The sequence below is a fragment of the Paenarthrobacter nicotinovorans genome, assembly GCF_007670255.1.
In the GTDB taxonomy this organism is placed as follows: domain Bacteria; phylum Actinomycetota; class Actinomycetes; order Actinomycetales; family Micrococcaceae; genus Arthrobacter; species Arthrobacter nicotinovorans_B.
Map to the genome: position 1 here is coordinate 31,383 of NZ_SZVS01000002.1, position 19,953 is coordinate 51,335.

16 protein-coding genes are annotated in these 19,953 nt (G+C 64.4%); 12 read left to right on the top strand and 4 right to left on the bottom strand.

Features of this window, described 5'->3' with window-relative positions:
- The first annotated feature begins 42 nt into the window (after window positions 1-42).
- Both FDP28_RS02995 and gdhA read left to right on the top strand, forming a co-directional pair.
- Complete coding sequence (locus FDP28_RS02995) at window positions 43-567, top strand: ArsR/SmtB family transcription factor (protein WP_144659134.1); 525 nt, start codon at window positions 43-45, stop codon at window positions 565-567.
- A gap of 203 nt (window positions 568-770) precedes the next feature.
- Window positions 771-2,108, top strand: a complete 1,338-nt coding sequence (gdhA, locus tag FDP28_RS03000; protein ID WP_144659135.1) for an NADP-specific glutamate dehydrogenase — start codon at window positions 771-773, stop codon at window positions 2,106-2,108.
- A 77-nt stretch (window positions 2,109-2,185) separates the two neighbouring features.
- Here gdhA and FDP28_RS03005 read toward each other — a convergent pair whose 3' ends face one another.
- Window positions 2,186-3,517, bottom strand: a complete 1,332-nt coding sequence (locus FDP28_RS03005) for an alpha-hydroxy acid oxidase (protein ID WP_144659136.1) — start codon at window positions 3,515-3,517, stop codon at window positions 2,186-2,188.
- A 78-nt stretch (window positions 3,518-3,595) separates the two neighbouring features.
- Here FDP28_RS03005 and FDP28_RS03010 point away from each other — a divergent pair, with 78 nt between their 5' ends.
- The gene (locus tag FDP28_RS03010; RefSeq protein WP_144659137.1) at window positions 3,596-4,342 is read left to right on the top strand and encodes a FadR/GntR family transcriptional regulator; all 747 of its coding nucleotides are present in this window, start codon (window positions 3,596-3,598) and stop codon (window positions 4,340-4,342) included.
- Window positions 4,343-4,361: 19 nt separating this feature from the next.
- Here FDP28_RS03010 and FDP28_RS03015 read toward each other — a convergent pair whose 3' ends face one another.
- On the bottom strand, window positions 4,362-5,390 hold the full coding sequence (locus FDP28_RS03015; RefSeq protein WP_144659138.1) for a LacI family DNA-binding transcriptional regulator: 1,029 nt from the start codon (window positions 5,388-5,390) through the stop codon (window positions 4,362-4,364).
- Window positions 5,391-5,569: 179 nt separating this feature from the next.
- On the opposite strand from FDP28_RS03015, the gene FDP28_RS03020 reads away from it, so the two are divergent.
- From FDP28_RS03020 to FDP28_RS03040, 5 genes are read left to right on the top strand one after another with little or no spacing between them, the layout of a single operon-like run.
- Complete coding sequence (locus tag FDP28_RS03020) at window positions 5,570-6,982, top strand: Gfo/Idh/MocA family protein (protein ID WP_144659139.1); 1,413 nt, start codon at window positions 5,570-5,572, stop codon at window positions 6,980-6,982.
- 28 nt (window positions 6,983-7,010) lie between these two features.
- Window positions 7,011-8,006, top strand: a complete 996-nt coding sequence (locus FDP28_RS03025) for an NAD-dependent epimerase/dehydratase family protein (protein WP_144659140.1) — start codon at window positions 7,011-7,013, stop codon at window positions 8,004-8,006.
- Window positions 8,003-8,908, top strand: a complete 906-nt coding sequence (locus FDP28_RS03030; RefSeq protein WP_144659141.1) for a 5-dehydro-4-deoxyglucarate dehydratase — start codon at window positions 8,003-8,005, stop codon at window positions 8,906-8,908. Before FDP28_RS03025 ends, FDP28_RS03030 begins: the two co-directional genes overlap by 4 nt.
- Window positions 8,908-10,056 carry a mandelate racemase/muconate lactonizing enzyme family protein gene (locus FDP28_RS03035; RefSeq protein WP_144659142.1) on the top strand — a complete coding sequence of 383 codons (1,149 nt, stop codon included), beginning with the start codon at window positions 8,908-8,910 and terminating at the stop codon, window positions 10,054-10,056. The genes FDP28_RS03030 and FDP28_RS03035 overlap by 1 nt, the downstream gene beginning before the upstream one ends.
- The gene (locus FDP28_RS03040; RefSeq protein ID WP_144659143.1) at window positions 10,037-11,488 is read left to right on the top strand and encodes an aldehyde dehydrogenase (NADP(+)); all 1,452 of its coding nucleotides are present in this window, start codon (window positions 10,037-10,039) and stop codon (window positions 11,486-11,488) included. The genes FDP28_RS03035 and FDP28_RS03040 overlap by 20 nt, the downstream gene beginning before the upstream one ends.
- A 134-nt stretch (window positions 11,489-11,622) precedes the next feature.
- Here FDP28_RS03040 and FDP28_RS03045 read toward each other — a convergent pair whose 3' ends face one another.
- Entirely contained in the window at window positions 11,623-12,744 is a 1,122-nt protein-coding gene (locus FDP28_RS03045; protein ID WP_144659144.1) for a M24 family metallopeptidase, read from the bottom strand.
- Complete coding sequence (locus FDP28_RS03050; RefSeq protein ID WP_144659145.1) at window positions 12,741-14,789, bottom strand: DUF6807 family protein; 2,049 nt, start codon at window positions 14,787-14,789, stop codon at window positions 12,741-12,743. Before FDP28_RS03050 ends, FDP28_RS03045 begins: the two co-directional genes overlap by 4 nt.
- A 327-nt stretch (window positions 14,790-15,116) precedes the next feature.
- Between FDP28_RS03050 and FDP28_RS03055 the strand changes: the two genes are divergently transcribed.
- The 4 genes from FDP28_RS03055 to FDP28_RS03070 all read left to right on the top strand — a co-directional run bounded on the left by FDP28_RS03055 (window position 15,117) and on the right by FDP28_RS03070 (window position 19,745).
- Window positions 15,117-16,061, top strand: coding sequence for a carbohydrate ABC transporter permease (locus FDP28_RS03055; RefSeq protein WP_144659146.1), 945 nt, complete (start codon window positions 15,117-15,119; stop codon window positions 16,059-16,061).
- Window positions 16,054-16,986, top strand: a complete 933-nt coding sequence (locus FDP28_RS03060; RefSeq protein WP_144659147.1) for a carbohydrate ABC transporter permease — start codon at window positions 16,054-16,056, stop codon at window positions 16,984-16,986. The genes FDP28_RS03055 and FDP28_RS03060 overlap by 8 nt, the downstream gene beginning before the upstream one ends.
- A 235-nt stretch (window positions 16,987-17,221) precedes the next feature.
- A complete protein-coding gene (locus tag FDP28_RS03065) occupies window positions 17,222-18,598 on the top strand; it encodes an ABC transporter substrate-binding protein (protein WP_144659148.1) in 1,377 nt (458 codons plus the stop codon).
- 139 nt (window positions 18,599-18,737) lie between these two features.
- On the top strand, window positions 18,738-19,745 hold the full coding sequence (locus tag FDP28_RS03070) for an acetylxylan esterase (protein ID WP_144659149.1): 1,008 nt from the start codon (window positions 18,738-18,740) through the stop codon (window positions 19,743-19,745).
- Window positions 19,746-19,953 lie beyond the last annotated feature (208 nt).

A 19,953-nucleotide genomic window follows, 5' to 3' on the forward strand; every position in this document is an offset into this window, starting at 1 on the left:
CAAGGGATGCCAAGTGGCGTATATGTCGCTAGGGTGTAAGGCATGGTGACTGACGACGTATTTGCCGTCATAGCTGAGGCAACCAGGCGCGACATCCTGGTTTCCCTCCGCTCTGGGGATAAGGCTGTAGGCGAACTGGTGGAAGAACTGGCTGCGAGCCAGCCCACCATCTCCAAGCATCTGAAGGTGCTGCGCGAGGCCGACCTCGTCAGCATGCGCGCGCAGGGCCAGAAGCGGTTCTATGCGCTCAATCCCAAGCCGCTCGCCGGCGTCGCGAACTGGCTTGAGACGTTCGACGTCGGACCGGCCGCTCCCGCCGCCGTCGCCCCGGCAGTGCCGTCCCCGGCTGTGGAACCCGTCGCTGAATCGCCAACGCTGCCCGAAGCCATCAACCAGGCCGCGAAGGTCCACGCAAGCGATACCGCCGTCGTACTGGACCCGGCGTCGGACGATACCGTTCCGCAGCAGATCGGCCGCACGGTCGGCCGGGCAGCCACCAAGGCTGCCGATCTGTTGGCGAACCTTCCCAACCTGCCCAATCTGCCCAAGTTCGGGCGCAAGCGTTAACCTCCGGAATTGCGTGACGCTTGTCACATTGTGATGTCTTGTCGTCCAGCTGTTCCTTGACTTGCCGGTGATTTTCTACGCTTGTGTTAACTCCCGTGGCCGGGTCACATTGTTCCCGGATGGAGATCCTACGTCCTGGGGTGCAAGCATGGGCGGAACCGATTCGTTCCGCCGCCGCCGGCGCACCGAGGATAGGAAGACGCATGGATTCAAGGCTCGAAACCGTCCGCGACACAGTTCTGGCACGGAACCCGGGGGAGAAGGAATTTCACCAGGCTGTCATCGAGGTCTTTGAAAGCCTTGGCCCGGTCCACGACCGTCACCCCGAGTTCCTCGAAGGTGCCGTCCTGGAGCGACTGTGCGAACCCGAACGCCAAATCATCTTCCGCGTCCCGTGGACCGACGACGCCGGACGCGTGCACGTGAACCGCGGCTTCCGGGTGGAATTCAACTCGGCACTCGGCCCGTACAAGGGTGGATTGCGCTTTCATCCTTCCGTGTATCTGGGAATCGTGAAGTTCCTGGGCTTCGAGCAGATCTTCAAGAACGCGTTGACCGGCATGCCCATCGGCGGCGGCAAGGGTGGATCCGACTTTGACCCGCGTGGCCGCTCCGATGCCGAGATCATGCGGTTTTGCCAGTCCTTCATGACCGAGCTGTACCGCCACATCGGCGAGTACACCGACGTTCCCGCCGGTGACATCGGAGTGGGTGGCCGGGAGATCGGCTACCTTTTCGGCCAGTACAAGCGCATCACCAACCGCTATGAGTCCGGCGTCCTGACCGGCAAGGGCATTTCCTGGGGCGGTTCGCTGGTCCGTCCGGAGGCTACAGGGTATGGCACGGTGATCTTCGCGCAGGAGATGCTCAAGACGCGGGGTGCCTCCTTCGATGGGCAGCGCGTTGTGGTCTCCGGCTCAGGAAACGTAGCCATCCATGCAATTGCCAAGGCCCAGTCACTCGGCGCCACGGTGGTGGCCTGTTCCGACTCCGCCGGTTACGTCGTGGATGAGGCGGGGATCGACGTCGAACTTCTGAGCCAGATCAAGGAAGTGGAGCGCGGCCGCCTCACCGAATACGCCGCCCGCCGCGCCGGGGCAAGCCATGTTGCCGGAGGTTCCGTGTGGGACGTCAACGGCACCGTTGCGCTGCCGTGCGCCACGCAAAACGAGCTCGACGGCGAGGCTGCCGCCAAGCTGGTCAGCAACGGGCTGATCGCGGTGGCAGAAGGCGCGAACATGCCGTCGACCCGTTCGGCGGTGTCCGTCTTCCAGGAGGCCGGCATCCTGTTCGGACCGGGCAAGGCCGCCAATGCCGGTGGTGTCGCTACGTCCGCGCTTGAAATGCAGCAGAACGCCAGTCGCGATTCCTGGTCCTTCGAGCACACCGAGCAGCGGCTCACCGAGATCATGGTGGGCATCCACGATCGCTGCGCCGAGACAGCGGAAGAATACGGTGCGCCGGGGAACTACGTGGTGGGCGCCAATATTGGCGGCTTCGTCAAGGTAGCCGACGCGATGCTCGCCCAGGGCCTCATCTAACGCCCATGGCACCCAAGTAGGGGACAGCTCCTGTCGCAATGAGCAGTCATTGCGACAGGAACTGTCCCCTACTTTGGTTAGCGCTGGAGCAGCCGCACGTGGTCCGGGTTCAGGTCCGCGACCTTGCTGACGCCCAGGAGCGCCATGGTCCGGGTCATGTCCTTTTCCAGGATCTGTATTGTCCGGTCCACGCCCTCGCGACCGCCGGCCATCAATCCGTAGAGGTAGGCGCGGCCGATCAGCGCGAAATCTGCGCCCAATGCCAGAGCTGCCACGATGTCCGCGCCGCTCATGATGCCAGTGTCCAGGATGACATCGGCGTTGCTGTTGTCCGCCTGGAGAGCCCCGGTGACCTCCGGCAGCAGGTGGAAGGGGATGGGTGCACGGTCCAGCTGGCGGCCACCATGGTTCGACAGGATGATGCTGTCGGCGCCGTGGTCAACAACGCGCCGGGCGTCCTCCACGGTCTGGATGCCCTTGACCACCAGCTTGCCCTTCCAGATTTCGCGCAGCCAGTCCAGGTCCTCATAGGTCAGGGTGGGGTCGAACATGGAGTTGATCAGGTCGGCCACGGTCCCGGTGTAACGCGAGAGGGAAGCGAACGTCAGTGGTTCGTGCGTCAGGAAGTTGAACCACCACGCCGGGCGGTAGGAGGCATCCAGGACAGTCTTCACGGTAAGGGCAGGCGGGATGGTCATGCCGTTGCGTACGTCGCGGAGGCGCGCACCGGCGACGGCGGTGTCCACGGTGACCATAAGGGTGTCGTTGCCGGCCTTTGCGGCGCGTTCGATCAATTCCAGCGAGCGGTCGCGGTCGGTCCACAGGTACAACTGGAACCAGTTGCGGCCGTTCGGAGCGGCCGTTGCAACGTCCTCGATGGAGGCGGTGCCCATGGTGGACAGCGTGTACGGGATTCCGGCGGCTTCAGCGGCCTGCGAGCCGGCATATTCGCCCTCGGACTGCATCATCCGGGTAAAGCCGGTAGGTGCAATGCCGAACGGAAGCCTGGATTCCTTGCCGAGAATGTCCGTGCGGAGGTCGATCCTGGACACGTCCCGCAGGATGCCCGGCCGGAATTCGATGTCCTGGAAGGCCTGGCGTGCCCGGCGAAGAGTGATCTCTTCTTCTGCGGCGCCATCTGTGTAGTCGAACGGCGCTTTTGGTGTGCGGCGCTTGGCGATGTCGCGCAATTCCCAGATGGTGCTGGCGCGCCTGAGCCGTGCGGCTTTGCTGAATTCGGGCTTCTTGAACTGCATGAGCGGCGCGAGGTCGGAGACTTTGGGAACCCGGCGCTTCAGGGCCGGGGGCTGCACGACGGCGGGTCGCGGCTGGGGCGGCCGGGTCACGTTTTCGTCGCTCCCGGCGTTGGCGGGCGCGGCCGTGATCTTGGGATCGAGGGTGTCGGTCATGCTGTTCTCCCTTGAATGCTGTGTGGTCTAACCACACTGTAATCCATGTGGTCGGACCACATCAACTAGTATTCCGGTATGCGAACGCACGAACTTGTCCTGCAATGGATCGAGAAGCAGCTCTCCGATGGAGACCTCGTCCTGGGTGGCCGCCTGCCCGGGGAGCGGACCATGGCTGAGCAGCTGCAGGTATCGCGGACCTCCGTGCGCGAGGCAGTGAGGATCCTCGAAGCCATGGGTGTGGTGCGCGCCGGCGTGGGTTCCGGCAAGGATGCCGGGACCATTGTCATCGCTGAGCCGGGATCGGCGTTGGGTTCAACCCTTCGGCTGCATGTGGCAACCCGCCATCTTCCCGTGGCCGACATCGTGGAGACCCGCGTCCTGCTGGAATCCTGGGCGGCGGCGCGCGCCAGAGTGGGCGTACCCGCGCTGGGGGAGGCCGCGGAACTGCTGGACCGGATGGACACGACGCAGGACATTGGGACCTTCCTGGCCCTCGATGCCCGCTTCCATGTTGCCCTGGCGGAGGCGGCAGGCAACGCGGTGGTCAGCGCAATGATGGCCTCGCTGCGTGGCGCGATCGAAAACTACGCGGGCGAACTGACGGAAAACCTGCCTGATTGGCACGCGACCTGCGCCAGGCTGCGGCTCGAACACCGCGCCATCCTCGCCGCCGTGAACAGCAACGACGGCGGCAAAGCCGCTGAGCTGGTGGCAGCCCACATCCAAGGCTTCTACAAGGAGGCAGGACTGGGCTCATCCCACGCGTCCTGGAGCAACGCGGGGTCACTTATGGCCCATGGAAGCCCTCCGAAGGGGCCATAAGTGACCCCGCGTTGCTTTTCTAGGCGGGTTTGAGGGCCGGGGCGGCGGTGCTTTTGCGGATTTCCATGCGCGGTGAGAATTCGTCCTGTGCCTGGCTTGGGGCTGTGTCCGACTGTTGGATCTGTTCCCGCATCCGCCGCCACGCCAGGCTCCCGAGCTCGTTGATGGGCACGGCCGCCGTGGTCAGGGGAGGAGTGGTGTATTTGGCGAAGGGAATGTCGTCGAAACCCGTCACGGAAATGTCCTCCGGGACGCGGATTCCCCGCTCGTGCAGGCCGCTGAGCAGGCCCATGGCCACGAGGTCGTTGAAGGCAAGGATGCCCGTGGCGCCGCTGGCGATGATGGCGTCGGTGCATTCGTGGCCCGAATCAAAGTTGGAGCCGCCCGGGAGCATCTGCAGTTCGATCTCCGGGTGCTCCGCCCGGAACTGGTCCAAGCCAACCAGGCGTTGCCGGTTCGAAGCACTGTGCTCGGGGCCGGAGAGGAAGGCCAGTCGGCGGTGGCCGAGCGATACCAGGTGCTGCGCCAGTTCCTGGATGCCCTGGCCGTAGTCCACGCTAAGGCTCGGCGTGTTAGTGGCTACCGTGGTGCGGTTGATAAGGACCAGTGGATGCAGGGTTGGTGCCAGTTCCTCGAGCTCGGCATCGCCCATGCGGGGAGCGCAGAGCACCACGCCGTCGCAGCGCCGCCTGGCTTCTCCGGCCAGGATTGCTTCCTCACTGGTGACTTCCGAGGAGTCCGCGATGAGGACGCGGTACCCGTCCTGGGCCGCCGCGATGCTGAGTCCCCGAAGGATGGCCTGGAAGGTTGGGTTGGCAAGGTCCGGGACGACGATGCCGATGGTGTCGGTCTTTCCCAGGGCCAGGCTTCGCCCGACCGGGTTGGGTTGGTACTTGAGCTCAGCCGCGGCGGCGCGCACCCGTTCGGCGATACCGGGATCAACTGCGGCGTTACCGTTCATGACGCGTGAAACCGTTGCGTGTGAGACGCCGGCCTTCTCCGCGACGTCGGCAATACCAACGCGCCTGTTGGTGTTCCTGCGTGCCATGTGGCCCCTTCCCTTTGTTCGTCCCCCGAGTGCTTCGTCGTTGGCGCACTGGTTGACGTGACCACCAGAGTCTTGATAGAAAGCTTATAACCCTCTGAGAAAACGCTTTCTCACATATTCTTCCACACGTATCCGGGCCGTCAAGCGGTTCACTCCTGCCTTTTGAAAGGGGCACAATCATGGTCAACGTCGACTCAGCCGAGACCCGCACCGCGCCAGCGGACGCGACAACCCGGACCGGAGGCACGCAGCGGACCCGTATCGCCCTCATTGGAACCGGCGGCCGCTCGGAAATGTACATCCGGGCCATCTACGGACAGCACGCAGACGTAGCCCAGCTTGTTGCACTGTCCGACGTCAACCAGGGCCGCGTGGACTTCTACAGGCAGCTCATCAAGGAACTTGGCGGAACGGAGCCTGTGGCTTCCTTCGAGCCGGGCGACCTCACCGGTTTCATCCAGTCCAACGGCATCGAGCGCGTCATCGTCACGACCCCCGACTACACCCACGCGGACTACATCGTCGAGGCGGTCGAGGCAGGCGCCGACGTCGTGGTTGAAAAGCCGCTGACCATCGACGTCGAGGGTTGCCGCCGCATCACCGAGGCAGTCGCCAAAACCGGACGCAACGTGGTGGTCACCTTCAACTACCGCTACTCGCCGCGCAACAGCGCGCTCAAGGAAGTCATCCAGAACGGCGTGATTGGAAAGGTCACGTCCATCGACTTCAGCTGGGTGCTGGACACCGTGCACGGCGCGGACTATTTCCGCCGCTGGCACCGTGACAAGAAGAACTCCGGCGGGCTGCTCATCCACAAGGCCTCGCACCACTTCGACCTCGTCAATTGGTGGATCAATGACGTTCCGGAGCGCGTGTTCGCCTCCGGTGGCCTTCGCTTCTATGGCGACAAGAACGCCGCGGAACGTGGCCTGGGAGCCCGCCCCGAGCGCGGCACTGTCGATGGCCTGGAACACGACCCCTTCCGCCTGGACATGCGCGAGGACGAGCGCCTGAAGGCCCTGTACTACGACAACGAAAAATTCGACGGTTACCTCCGCGACCAGGACGTCTTCACGGAAGGCATCACCATCGAGGACAACCTTGCCTTGGTGGTGGATTACCAGGGCGGGCCTACCCTGAGCTACTCGCTGAACGCGCACAGCCCCTGGGAGGGCTATCGCGTCACGGTCAACGGCACCGAGGGCCGCGCCGAACTCGAAGTGGTGGAGCGTGCCGCCGTCGAGTCCAGCACCGACAAGAAGACCGTGGTTGACCCGAGCGCCACCCCCATCGAGGAAGACGACGCCGTTCGCCGCAATGGTGAGCGGCTCGTGGTCCAGCGACACTGGGAAGCCGCCTACGAGGTGCCCATCATCAACGGTGAAGGCGGCCACGGCGGCGGAGACAACCTGCTGCTTTCGGACCTCTTCAACGGCCCCGGCATCGACCCGCTGGGCCGTCCGTCCGGCTACATCGACGGTCTTCGCTCGGTGTCTGTCGGCATCGCAGGCAACCAATCCCTGGAGACTGACCTCCCCGTCCGGATCAGCGAACTTGGCCTCGGCGTCGATCTCGGCCGCAACCAGGCCTGACCGCTTTTCCCACACAAGGAGACAGACCATGAGCAGGATTTTCGTTACCGGCGGTTCGGGCAGGCTCGGCCGCAGCGTGGTGTCCGGCCTCGCCGAGGCCGGTCACCAGGTGATTTCGGTCGACCGCGACGCCGTCCCGGCCGATCAGTTGCCCGCCGGAGCCGAGCAATACACGGCAGATTTGCTGGCGCCCGGGGAAGCGGAGCGGCTCATCCGCGAAACAGCGCCCGACGCCGTCATCCACCTCGCTGCTATTGCCGTACCTTTCAGCGCGCCTGAGGACGTCATTTTCAGTACCAACACCCGGCTCGCCTATGCGGTGCTCGCCGCGGCGACCGACGCCGGGATACCGAAGATCATTACGGCCAGCAGCCCCACCGCCCTAGGCTATGGTTCGCCGGCCGGGTGGTTGCCGCCGTCGTTTCCCTTGGACGAGCAGACGCCGCCCAAGCCGTGGAACGCCTATGCACTATCGAAGCTGATTGCCGAACAGACGGTGCAGATGTTCGCAGCGGCCCAGGGCAACGCCATCCGCTATGCCGCTTTCCGTCCCTGCTTCGTGATCTCCCCGGAGGAATGGGAAGGAGCACCCACGCAGCAAGGCCACACGGTACGCGAACGCCTGGACGATCCCGCCCTGTCCGCGCCGGCCCTGTTCAACTACGTGGACGCCCGGGATGTCGCCGAATTCCTGGATGTTTTGCTGGCGAAAATGGACACCATTCCCAACGGAGAAGTGTTCTTCGTTGGCGCGAAGGATGCCTTGGCCACAGCACCGCTGGCTGAACTCTTCCCGCGCTTCCTGCCCGGCAGCGGACCCCTCACCGCGCACCTGACCGGAACCAGCCCGGCGTTTTCCATCGACAAGGCCCGCGAGCTTTTGGGGTGGGAGCCGAAGCGCACCTGGCGGACCGAACTTACCCCGCCGTATGCGGGCCCCGACACTGCAGCACACCGAGCACCACTCAATGACGAGATCCACGCCGGCCTGGTACCGGCGGGAGCAACCAAGGAGACACCATGAATTTCGACGGCGTTTTGTTCTTCCCCGTCACGCCCTTCGCCGAGGACGGCAGCGTCGATGTTGCCCTGCTCAAGGAGCACATCACCTCACGGCTGCCGTTCGGGCCGGGAGGCGTCTTCCCTGCGTGCGGCACGGGTGAATTCCATGCTCTTTCCCTCGATGAAATCCGCACTGTGGTGACTGCCGCCGTCGAGGCCGTTGCCGGAACCGTCCCGGTGGTCTCCGGTGCCGGCGGACCCCTGGGGCACGCCCTTGCCGCTGCCAAGGTGGCAGAAGAAGCCGGCGCGGACGCCCTCCTGGTCCTTCCGCCCTACCTGGTCACGGGCCCCACAGACGGTGTGGTGGCGTACGTTGAGGCCGTCGCCGCCGCCAGCAGCCTGCCCGTCATCGTGTATCACCGGGGCACCGCCAAGTTCACCGCCGAAGCCATCACCCGCCTCACCGCGAACCCGAAAGTGGTGGGCTTCAAGGACGGGATCGGCGACGTCGGCCTGGCCCAGGAAATCGTGTCTGCGATCAACGCGAGCGGCCGCACGGACTTTGCCTTGTTCAACGGGTTGTTGACCGCCGAACTGACCCAGGGCGCCTACCGCGGACTGGGCATCCCCCTGTACTCCTCGGCAGCTTTCGCCATGGCGCCGGAGATCGCCAAGGCCTACTACGACGCCTACATGGCCGGTGATGAGGAACGACGCCATGCCCTCCTCGAAGGGTTCTACGCGCCGCTGGTCCGCCTCCGGGACCAGACTCCGGGCTTTGGCGTCTCGCTCATCAAGGCCGGTCTCCGGCTGGCAGGTTTGCCGGTTGGCCCGGTCCGCCCGCCGCTGGTTGATCCCAATGAGGAGCAGCTCCTTGAGCTCAAGGCCATCCTGGCCAAGGGCCACGAATTGGCGGAGAGCTGATGCCAGCCCGCATCACTGGCCTGTCTACCCGGCTGATCACGGTTCCGCTGCTGCGCAGCTGGGGTGCGGAGGCGCCGGAGAACCATGTGATTGTCACCAGCCTGACAACGGACGACGGCGGCACGGGCCACGGTTTCTCCTGGACCCCCACCATTGGTCCCCAAGCAGTCAAAGCGCTCCTGGACCACGACATCGCCCCGTTCATCATCGGGCTCGAGGCGAATGCGGAGACGGTGTGGGACCAACTGTGGAAGCGGCTCCATGAAGCCGGTGGGGGAGGCCTGACCACCATCGCAATGGCCGGCGTCGACCTCGCGCTGTGGGACTTGAAGGCGCGGCAGGCGGGGACCTCGGTAACCGGTCTTTTGGGGCAACGCCAGGAGTCCGTGGAGGTCTACGGCTCCGGCGTGAACCTGCACTATTCATTGGAGCAGCTCGTGGAGCAAGCCCGGCGCTGGGTCGCCGCAGGGCACCACGCCGTGAAGATCAAGGTGGGGAAGCCCGAACTCACCGAAGACGCCGAGCGGGTGGCCGCTGTCCGGGAAGTCATTGGTCCGGACCGGCGCCTCATGATCGATGCGAACCAGCGCTGGGACCTGGCGCACACCTTCCGTGCCTTGGAGGTTTTGGGGGAGTACGGACTGGAATGGCTGGAAGAACCCATTCGTGCCGACGACCTCTGGGCCTACCGCCGCTTGCGGAAGCACTCGCCGGTGCCCATTGCCTTGGGTGAAAACGTCCACACCGTGTACCGCTTCCGCGACTTTATCGAGGCCGAAGCCGTGGACATCATCCAGCCCAACATCGTCCGGGTTGGTGGCATCACACCGTTCCGTAGGATCGTTGAATTGGCCCGTACCCACAGCATCCGGGTGGCCCCGCATTTGCTGCCTGAACTTTCGGGCCAGCTCGCGCTCACCTTGGCTGAACCGGTCAGCGTCGAAGACGTGGAGGATGCCTCGTTCGGACAACTCGGAGTCCTGGCCGGCCCCAGCCCCGTGCGGATCAGCAACATGAGGGGAACCACCAGGCTCAGCTCAGCGGGCCTTCCCGGACTCGGCTTCCAATTTTCGGGGGAACCGCAGCAGGCCTATGACACTTCAGCCCTTGACAGCAAAGGAAACCGCAGTGAGTACAGCAACTCTTGATCTGACCTCCATCACCGCAGCAGCCACGGCAGCGGCGAAGGTGACCGCAGCAGTTTCCGACGCCGAACGCGCGGCCTGGTTGACCGCCGTCGCCGACGCGTTGGACGCGAATGTGACAGAGCTGGTGGCCATTGCCGACTCCGAGACGAGCCTTGGCACGGTACGGCTGACCGGTGAAGTCGCAAGGACCAGCGGCCAGCTCAGGTTGTTCGCGCAGGTCATCACCGAGGGTTCCTACCTTGAAGCGGTGATCGACCACGCCGATCCCTCAACCACCCCGCCCAAGCCCGACCTGCGCCGCATCCTGCGTCCGATCGGTCCGGTGGCGGTGTTCTCGGCGTCGAACTTCCCGTTCGCTTTCTCCGTTGCCGGGGGCGACACCGCATCAGCGCTCGCCGTCGGGTGCCCGGTGATCGTCAAAGCGCACTCCGGACACTTGCGGCTTTCGGAGCGGACGGCGGAGATCGTCACCGAAGCCTTGTCCAAGGCCGGAGCTCCGGACGGTATTTTCGCTTTGGTCAGTGGCAGGGAGGCCGGGACCGCACTGGTCCAGGACCCTGCCATCAAGGCCGTGGGCTTCACGGGGTCCATCCCCGGCGGCAGGGCGCTGTTCGATCTCGCGGCTTCACGGCCTGAACCTATTCCGTTCTACGGCGAGCTGGGCAGCCTGAATCCCGTGGTCATCACAGCGGAAGCCTTGGCCGAACGCGGGCAACAGCTTGCTGCGGGCCTGGCGGGCTCCTTCACCATGGGCGCCGGCCAGTTCTGCACCAAGCCCGGGCTCGTGTTCATCCCCGCCGGGACGGACTTTGCCTCGCAGCTTGCCCGGGCGAGCAAGGACAAGCCGACCGCTGCCATGCTGACGGAGCGCATCGCGGAAGCCTACCCGGACGGCCTGCGGAGCGTGGCAGACCAGCCGGGAGTCGCCGTCGTCAGTGGCTCGGTGGAGCAGGACAGCCTTTCGGACGGCGCCGCGCCGGTGGTCTTCTCCACGACGGCGGGCAACGTCCTGGAACGCCCGGGGGAGCTGCTGGAGGAATGCTTCGGCCCCACGACGTTGCTCATCGAGTACGCCAACCAGGAGGAATTGTCTGCCGCCCTGGCGAAGGTTCCGGGCAGCCTGACGGGCACTGTCCACGCAGAGCCGGATGAGGATGTTTCGTCACTCGTGGAGCAGCTGAGTGGATTGGCGGGGCGGGTACTGTTCGATGGCTGGCCCACCGGAGTGGCCGTGAACTGGGCCCAGCAGCATGGCGGGCCGTACCCCGCCACAACCTCGCTCTTCACCTCGGTGGGCGCCACCGCGGTGCGTCGCTTCCAGCGCCCCGTGGCGTATCAGGATGCGCCGGAAAGTGTGCTGCATCCGGCCCTTCGCGACGCGAACCCCTTGGGCATCCCGCGACGCGTGGACGGCATCCTGACGCTCGGCTAACCCAAGTAGGGGACAGCAAATGTCGCATTGAGCCCTCATTGCGACAGTTGCTGTCCCCTAGTTGGGTCCGCCACGGACAAAAGGGGCGGGCCACCGTAATGGTGACCCGCCCCTTTCGTGCGTGGTGGCCCCGGTCAGGGGCGAAGCGTCAAGGGACGACGGCGGCCGTCCACTTCCGTGGTCGGCCAGCGTTCGTCTACGGTCAGGATCCGCACGCCGGAATCCGTAAGCAAAACGGTGTCTTCGATCTTCACGCCGGGTCCCGAGGGGTTCCACGTGAACGGTTGGTTGAGGACGACCAGGTCCGTGACGTCGGCTGTGACACGGGGGTCGCGGCCCGCGTATCCGGCCGGACCGCCCTGGTGATGGAGCTTCCACTGGTCTTCGCCGAATCCGTGGCGGGTGTAGGCCTTCTGGATTTCGCTGAAGACCTGGTTGAGCCGGACTCCCGCAACCGTGGCCCGGAAAATGTCGGCCTCCACTGCCGCAATGCGTGCCTCGGCGTCGAGCTCCCCGGGGGTGCCGGCGTCGAATGCCACCCAGCGGGTCACGTTGGCAACCAAGCCGTTGCGACGGGCACACACAACGGCCATGGCACGGCGACCGATGGCGGAGTGCGTGGCCAGCGGATGACGGAAGCTGCTGCGGGCCTCACCGTTGCAGAGCAGCACGAGCGGCTCGGCGCCCATCGCCACGATGCGGGCAGCGAGTTCCGAAACCAGCTGGAATTCGGTCGTTTGCGGCGTCACCGCCTGGAGGACGTCCGTCATGGCGCGCGCTACGTCAGCTGAAAGCCGGGCATACCGCGAGGCTTCGCCGGGCAAAAGCTGTTGGCGGGCGGCCCGCAGCTCGGTAGCGACGGCGGCTTCCACCAGAGGGTCGCCGTCGACCGCCAGCTTCGCCGCCGCAGCGTGCAGTTGCCCGTTCCACTGCACCGTGTCGAGGCTGACCCCCTCGGGGAGTTCTTCAGCGCCGATCCGTCCGGCCTCGTTGTTGAACGTCACCAGGTGGTCGCCTGCCCGGTCCACCAGGAGCGCGGCGATCGGATCGCCGGCCAAGCTGATGTGGACCCGGCTGCCGTCCAGATACCAGGTGAGGGCCGTATTGGAGGACAGGAGGAGCGAGTCGCGGCCGGCGGCATCCAGGATGTCCAGGACACGACGGCGTTTCACGGCACGGTCGGCGACGTTGCCGGGGGCTGCGCTTGCGGGAGCCGGCGTCGAGTGAGTCGTCGCGGATTGAGTAGGTGTGGTCATGCCGGTTCCCCCAAAGTGGTGATGAGCTGTTCAATGTCATGCGTTGCCAGGAACCCGTCCACGATGAGGACCCTCACTGTCCGCTGGACCGGCCGGCCGGGTTCGGTGGACACCGGGCTGTCCCATGCCAGGGACAGTCCGACGCCGGGATAGCCCTCGTGCCGCACGAACCACGGGTCCGGTGCCTGTGGCGAGGCAAGGAACACGAGTGTTGCGGGATGGCCCAGCCCGGGATCATCGGTGGCGTGCGCGGCGCCGGCGGTACCGGCGTCGAACGTTCCTGACCAGGCCAGCCACGGCGCGACGCTCCCGTGGACCGCGTCCTCGCCGCGTGCCTCGGGCGTCCAGATAGTGGCATCGGCAACCGCGGGCAGCCGCCAGAAGAAGCCACCGTAGCCGCCTTGCGGCCGCCCGTTGGAACCCGGACTGCCAAGCATCACCGGACGTCCCGTGGCCGATTCCAGCGTGAAGTCGAGCCTCAACTGCCAGGCTGAACGTCCGACGGCGGCCCACCGCCACTGACGCTGTTCGCGGAGTATGGGCGAGTGGTCCGGAGCGAGCCAGCTCAGCTGCTCACGCCGGTACCCGTCGCTGTGTTCTGCGGAGTCCGTGACGATCCTGCCGTGGTCCTTGCGCCAGACGTACATCCCGGCCTCGCGGGTGTAGGTCCGGCCGCCCCAGAAGTTGGTCCCGTCCACATCCTGCAGGGCCACGCCGGCCCCCAAATGCCACACATGGTCTTCCGGCACGTGGTCCGTGACCACGGTGCCGCCGAGAGTCCGCACAGGATGGAGGTAGGGCCGTGGCGATGACGTGGGCCGGATGTGCGTGCCGTCCTGGACGTTGGCGACCGCGGCACCGTTGATCGTGAGTTCAGGCGTCATCGAGGACGTCCACGGTACACCGAGTTCAGCGAACGTGGCCTGGCCCAATGCCGCCCGGCGGATCAGAGACCCGATGCCCCGCACCACGGCATGGGACTGGTCCCCTTGGCCTTCCCACGCAATGAACTCCTGGGGGATCGGGCGAGGGGCGTGGGCTGTCCGGACGGCTTCCAGCACCGCCATGTAGGCACCGGAACCGCTCAAGGGGCTGAGCAAATCGGCTTCACTGCGTGCCGCCAGGAGGTTTTCCAGAAGATCGGTCCGTCCGAATGTTTCTTCCCTGGTTCCTTCCGGGGTGGTGATCTCCACGCGGTCTTCCGTGTAATAGAGCGTGAGTTGGCCCAGGGTGCCGTACACGGTGACGACGGGTGCTGACTGCTCGGGGGCGCTGAGCGTCAGGGCACAGGTGAGCACAGTCCCTTGCGTCGTCCGGACCCGGACGACTGAGGTGTCGTCACTCTCGGTGTCGTTGGCCCGGTAGAGGTCTGTGTCGACGGCCTGAACGTCATCCAGGGTCCGGGCGCCGGCCAGCCGAAGCCCGGTAGCTACGGCGTGCGCCAGAGCGTTGGTGGCCACCCCGTCCACCACATCGGTTCCGTCGAGGCTGCGCTTGCCTGCCCAGCGGGAGCGTTTGAAGTACGCCTTGTCGCGCAGCCACATGCCGGTGGCGCTGATACCGCGGACTTCACCGATGGCTTTGGCAGCCACCATGGCGTCGATGGCCGGGAGGGCGTCCGAACCCAGGCTTTGGAAGCCAACCTGGACCAGGCAACCGGCGTTGGCTGCTGCTGCCATGATGTCCCGGTATTGGGCCAGGGAGGCGACCGGCGGTTTTTCAAGGTACACGTTGGCCCCTGCCCTGATGGCCGCGAGGGCCAAAGGAGCATGGGTTTGGATTGGGGTGGAGACAATAACGACGTCCGGTGCCGGGCCTGTTGCCAGGAGCTCGTCCAAGGAGGCGAAGACCGCCACGTCGGTTGCGAGTGTGTCCTGGGCAGGAGGTTGCGGATCGGCCACTGCCACCAGTTCCAGGATTCCGGCGGCGGACAGTCTCTCCAGGTTTTCCAGGTGGCGTTCGCCGAAGCCGTGGACACCCACCAGTGCTATGCGGGGCAAACGCGCGGGGTCCTTGGATGGGACGGCAGCCAGGGATTGCGTCATGAAATTGTCCTAACTGGGTCCGGGACGGAGGTCAAGGGAGTCTGGAGCATGTCTGGAGCGGCTTCATCAGAAAACGCTTTCTCAAAAATTAGCAAAAGGCTGTACATGGGTCAAGAAAACGTTTACTTTGGTACGGAGCCGCTGAAACCGGGACCCGGATCCTGGCACTTCGAAGGGGTAGCGCCAGAGAACCGGCGACGTCCTGCAGGCAAGCACCAACCACACTCGTACTCCGTGGATGGCCACGATGACCAAAGGAGACCACATGGCCGCATATGAACACGCGGGGACGCCGCAAGGCGCTCGCGGGACGGTGAGGGGGAAGCAATGAGCGCTATTGGCGAACTCTCATCCATGACCCGCCGCAAGGGCCCCATGACAAAGGAAGAGAAGAAGGCAAACGGCCGCGACAACAAGGCCGCCTACGTCTTCCTCCTTCCCTGGCTGCTGGGCCTGGGCGTCATCACGGTGGGACCCATGCTCATGTCGTTGTACCTGTCCTTCACGGACTACAACCTTCTGCAGCCGCCGGAATGGGTGGGCCTGGACAACTTCGTCCGCATGTTTGGCGATGCCCGGCTCCACAACTCGCTGCGCGTTACGTTTACCTACGTGCTGGTGGGCGTTCCCCTCCAGCTCGCGGTTGCCCTGCTGATTGCGCTGGTCCTGGACAAGGGCCTGCGCGGGTTGCCGTTCTATCGCTCCATCTTCTACTTGCCCTCGCTTTTGGGCGGTTCCGTGGCCGTAGCCATCCTGTGGAAGCAGATCTTCGGCACCACCGGCCTGGTGAACCAGGTCCTGGCGATGATTGGGATCGAAGGGCCCGGTTGGATCTCGGATCCCAACACAGCTCTTGGCTCCATCATCCTGCTTCACGTGTGGACCTTCGGCAGCCCCATGATCATTTTTCTTGCCGGCCTGCGCCAGATCCCGAACATGTACTACGAGGCAGCCAAGGTTGACGGTGCCACCACGCTCCAGCAGTTCTGGCGCATCACGCTGCCCATGCTGAGTCCCATCATCTTCTTCAACCTGGTGCTGCAGATCATCGGCTCATTCCAGTCGTTCACCCAGGCGTTCATCGTCTCCGGCGGAAACGGTGGCCCGTCCGACTCCACGATGTTCTTCACCCTGTACCTCTACCAAAAGGGCTTCGGCCAGTTTGATATGGGCTACGCCTCAGCGATGGCCTGGTTCCTGCTGGTCATCATCGGTGTCTTCACCGCCATCAACTTCATCGCTTCAAAGTATTGGGTGTTCTACGATGACTAAACTCCAGACTCTCCCCGCGGCCAGCGGCGATTCCGTGGCCGCATCAGGCAAGAACCCTCGCCGTCGTGAATCCCGCGGCAACCTGGCTTTCAGCCGCAGTGCCCGCATCAAGGGCCTGATTAAGCACGCCATCCTGATCATCGTTGGCGGCGTGATGATCTACCCGTTGCTGTGGATGGTGATCTCCTCCCTGCGCCCGAACGACCTTATCTTCCGGGAGCCCGGCCTGTGGCTGAACAACCTCGAAATGAGCAACTACACGGACGGCTGGTCCGCTTTGACCCACCCGTTCGGGCATTACATGATCAACTCGGCGATCGTGGTCCTTGGCTCGATCGTGGGCAACCTGGTCTCGTGTTCCATGGCCGCCTACGCTTTTGCCCGACTCCAGTTCAGCGGCAAGAAGCTGTTCTTCGGCATCATGCTCCTGACCATCATGCTGCCGTTCCACGTTGTGATCGTTCCGCAGTACATCCTGTTCTCGCAGATCGGCTGGGTGAATACCTTCTGGCCGCTGATCGTGCCCAAGTTGCTGGCTACGGACGCATTCTTTGTGTTCCTGATGGTCCAGTTCATCCGTGGTATTCCCAAGGACCTGGATGAGGCGGCCCGCATCGACGGCGCAGGCCACCCCAGGATCTTCCTCAGGGTCATCCTGCCGCTGATGGTCCCGGCGCTCGCCACCACCACCATCTTCACTTTCATCTGGACCTGGAACGACTTCTTCGGCGCCCTGATCTACCTGACGGACCCGGACATGTTCACCGTGCCGGTTGCGCTGCGGGCGTTCGTCGACTCGCAGTCGGCCACCAGTTGGGGCTCGCTCTTCGCGATGTCCATCGTGTCCCTGTTGCCCGTCTTCCTGGTTTTCCTCTTCGGACAGAGGTTCCTCATCAAGGGCATCGCAACCACGGGTATCAAGTAGGCGCCAGGGCTTGGACGGGCCGCGTGCCACGCCTCGCGGGTGGCCAGCCAGTCCCTCGCCGGTGGCCAGCCAGTCCCTCGCCGCGACGTCGCAGTCCCTCCGGGACCGCCGTCGAACTTCTGCCAAAAGGAACAAGACAGTATCTTGTAATACAAGAATGTGACTTGTACCATAAACTCAAGAAAACGCTTTCTCACACACACCGCATCAGGATCAACGAAGATCGGAGACATCAGTGCCCGCATATCCAGAGGGTGAAGCAGTCGCCCCCGCAGCAGCACCATCCACAGGAGGATCCTTGGTTGCCAAGGCCAAACGCAGCAAGCGCAGGTTCCGTGCCTCTGCTGTGATCGCAGCCACGGCGGCCGCGGTCCTTGCACTCACCGCCTGCGGTGGAGGGTCCGAAGCCAAGAGTGCCGACGGCAAGGTCGAGCTCCGTTTCTCATGGTGGGGCGGCGACAAGCGGGCCCAGCTGACGCAGGAAGCCATCAAGGCATTCGAGGCAGAAAACCCGAACATCACCATCAAGGCGGAGTTCGGCGACTGGTCCGGATACTGGGACAAGCTGGCAACGCAGGTGGCTGCCAACGACGCCCCGGACATCATTCAGATGGACGAAAAGTACATCACCGAGTACTCGACGCGTGGCGCATTGCTTGACCTCTCCAAGTACAAGATCGACACCTCCAAGTTGGACGAGGCCGCATTGAACGCAGGCAAGGGCGAGAAGGGGCTGACCGGCATCGCGGCAGGCATCAACGCCGCCACCATCCTGGCCAACCCGGCAGTGTTCCAAGCCGCCGGCGTCCCGCTCCCGGATGACAAGACCTGGACCTGGGACGATTTCGAACGCATTGCCGCGGAAGTGACGGCCAAGTCGCCTAAGGGCACGTATGGCGCCGCAGCCTATGGCACGGATGAAGCCTCCCTTGGCGTATGGCTGCGACAGAACGGCAAGTCGCTCTACACCCAGGACGGCAAGCTCGGCTTCGAGCCCTCCGACATCAAGGGCTACTGGGAATTCCTGAAGGACATGAGCGACAAGAAGGCCGTCCCGACGGCGTCTGAAATCGTTGAGGCCGAAGCTGCACCGCTTGACCAAAGCGGCCTGGCTACCGGCAAGAACGGCATGGCCTTCTGGTGGTCCAACCAGCTTCCTGCCCTGGAGAAGGCCGCCGGTGGCGAACTGCAGATCCTCCGCTTCCCGTCAAAGACCGGCAAGGCTGATGACGCGGAGCTTTGGTACAAGGCCTCGCAGTTCTGGTCGGCTTCATCACGGACCAAGCACCCCGAAGAGACCGCCAAGTTCATCGACTTCCTCACAAACAACGTCAAGGCCGGCGAAATCCTGCTGGCAGACCGCGGTGTTTACCCGAACTCCGAGGTCCGCGAAGCAATCGCGCCCAAGCTCGCAAAGGCAGACGTCAAGGTAGTGGACTTCATCAGTGCCATCAAGGATGAGCTCGGCGACGCACCGGCTGCTCCGCCGAAGGGTGCCGGTGCCATCCAGGAAATCATCAAGCGTTACACCTCGGAGGTCATGTTCAACAGGCTTTCCGCGGAGGAAGCAGGCAAGAAGGCTGTGGACGAAATGAAGTCCGCCATCAGCTAGCTTCTTCGGAGCAGAAACCGCGGCCCCGGCCGGTCAGTAGTGATCGACCGGGGCCGCGGTTTCGCTGCGCCCAAACCCGCCGTCAACCGGTCCGAAGGCGCTGTGACGGGGCGCACAAGCCATGACGTAGGATGACCTCATGCCTCTCTTTGACCTTCCGCTCGAGCAACTTCGCGACTACACCTCCGCAGCAACGCCGCCAGCCGATCTGGACCAGTTTTGGGACCGGACCATCGCCGAAGCGCGGTCGCTGCCCCTGGATGCCGTGTTCGAGCCAGTGGACAACTACCTCAGCGTCATTGACACCTTCGATGTCACGTTCTCGGGCTTCGGCGGCGACCGGATCAAGGGGTGGCTGCACGTTCCGGCGCATCTTGAACCCGGCACGCAGCTTCCCGTGGTGGTGGAGTACATCGGTTACTCGGGCGGTCGCGGCCTGGCGAATCAAAACACCCGCTGGGCGCAGGCCGGGTATGCCCACTTCATCATGGACACCCGCGGCCAAGGGTACGGCGGCGTCTCCGGCGATACCCCGGATCCGCACCCCTCAGCGGGCGAGGTCAACTATGCGGGCCTCATGACCCGGGGCGCGGACCACCAGGACAACTACTATTACCGCCGGGTCTACGTGGATGCCTTCCGCGCCGTCGAAGCGGCACAGAGCCATCCCGCCGTCGACCCTTCCGCCGTGGTGTTGACCGGCGTGAGCCAGGGCGGGGGCATCACCGTCGCCGCCGCCGGGCTGGCGGCCGGAAGGCTCGACGGCGTTATCGCCGCGCTGCCCGACGTCCCCTTCCTGCAGGACTTCCCCCGTGCGATCGACATCGCCCCGCGCGGTCCCTACCCGGAGATCGCGTCCTTCCTGGGCAGGCACCGGGACCGCTACGAGCCAATGCTGGCTGTGCTGAACTACTTCGACGGCGTGCACCTGGGCAGGGCTGCCGCGGTTCCAGCGCTGTTCTCGGCTGCCCAGATGGACGACATCTGCCCGCCGTCCACGGTGTTCGCGAGCTACCACAACTACGGTGCGCTTGGCGGGTCGCCGCAGAAGGACATCGAGGTGTACCGCTTCAACAACCACGAGGGCGGGCAGGAGCACCACTGGATCAAGCAGTTGCAGTTCCTGCGCAAACTCCTGTCATCATGACGGACACGATTTGCGGGGTCTGACCAGAGGTGGTTATGGTTTGGCTATGACTAACCGTTGGTATGCGTATTTTTCGTTGGCTCTGGAGGGGCCCGCGTCTAACTGACACGCATCCAACTTTCCTTCAGAGCCAACAGGGCAGAGATCATTCTCTGCCCTTCGCCATATCCGGCGGGTTCTGAAAAGGGGCCCGCTCCGCATCCCGGAC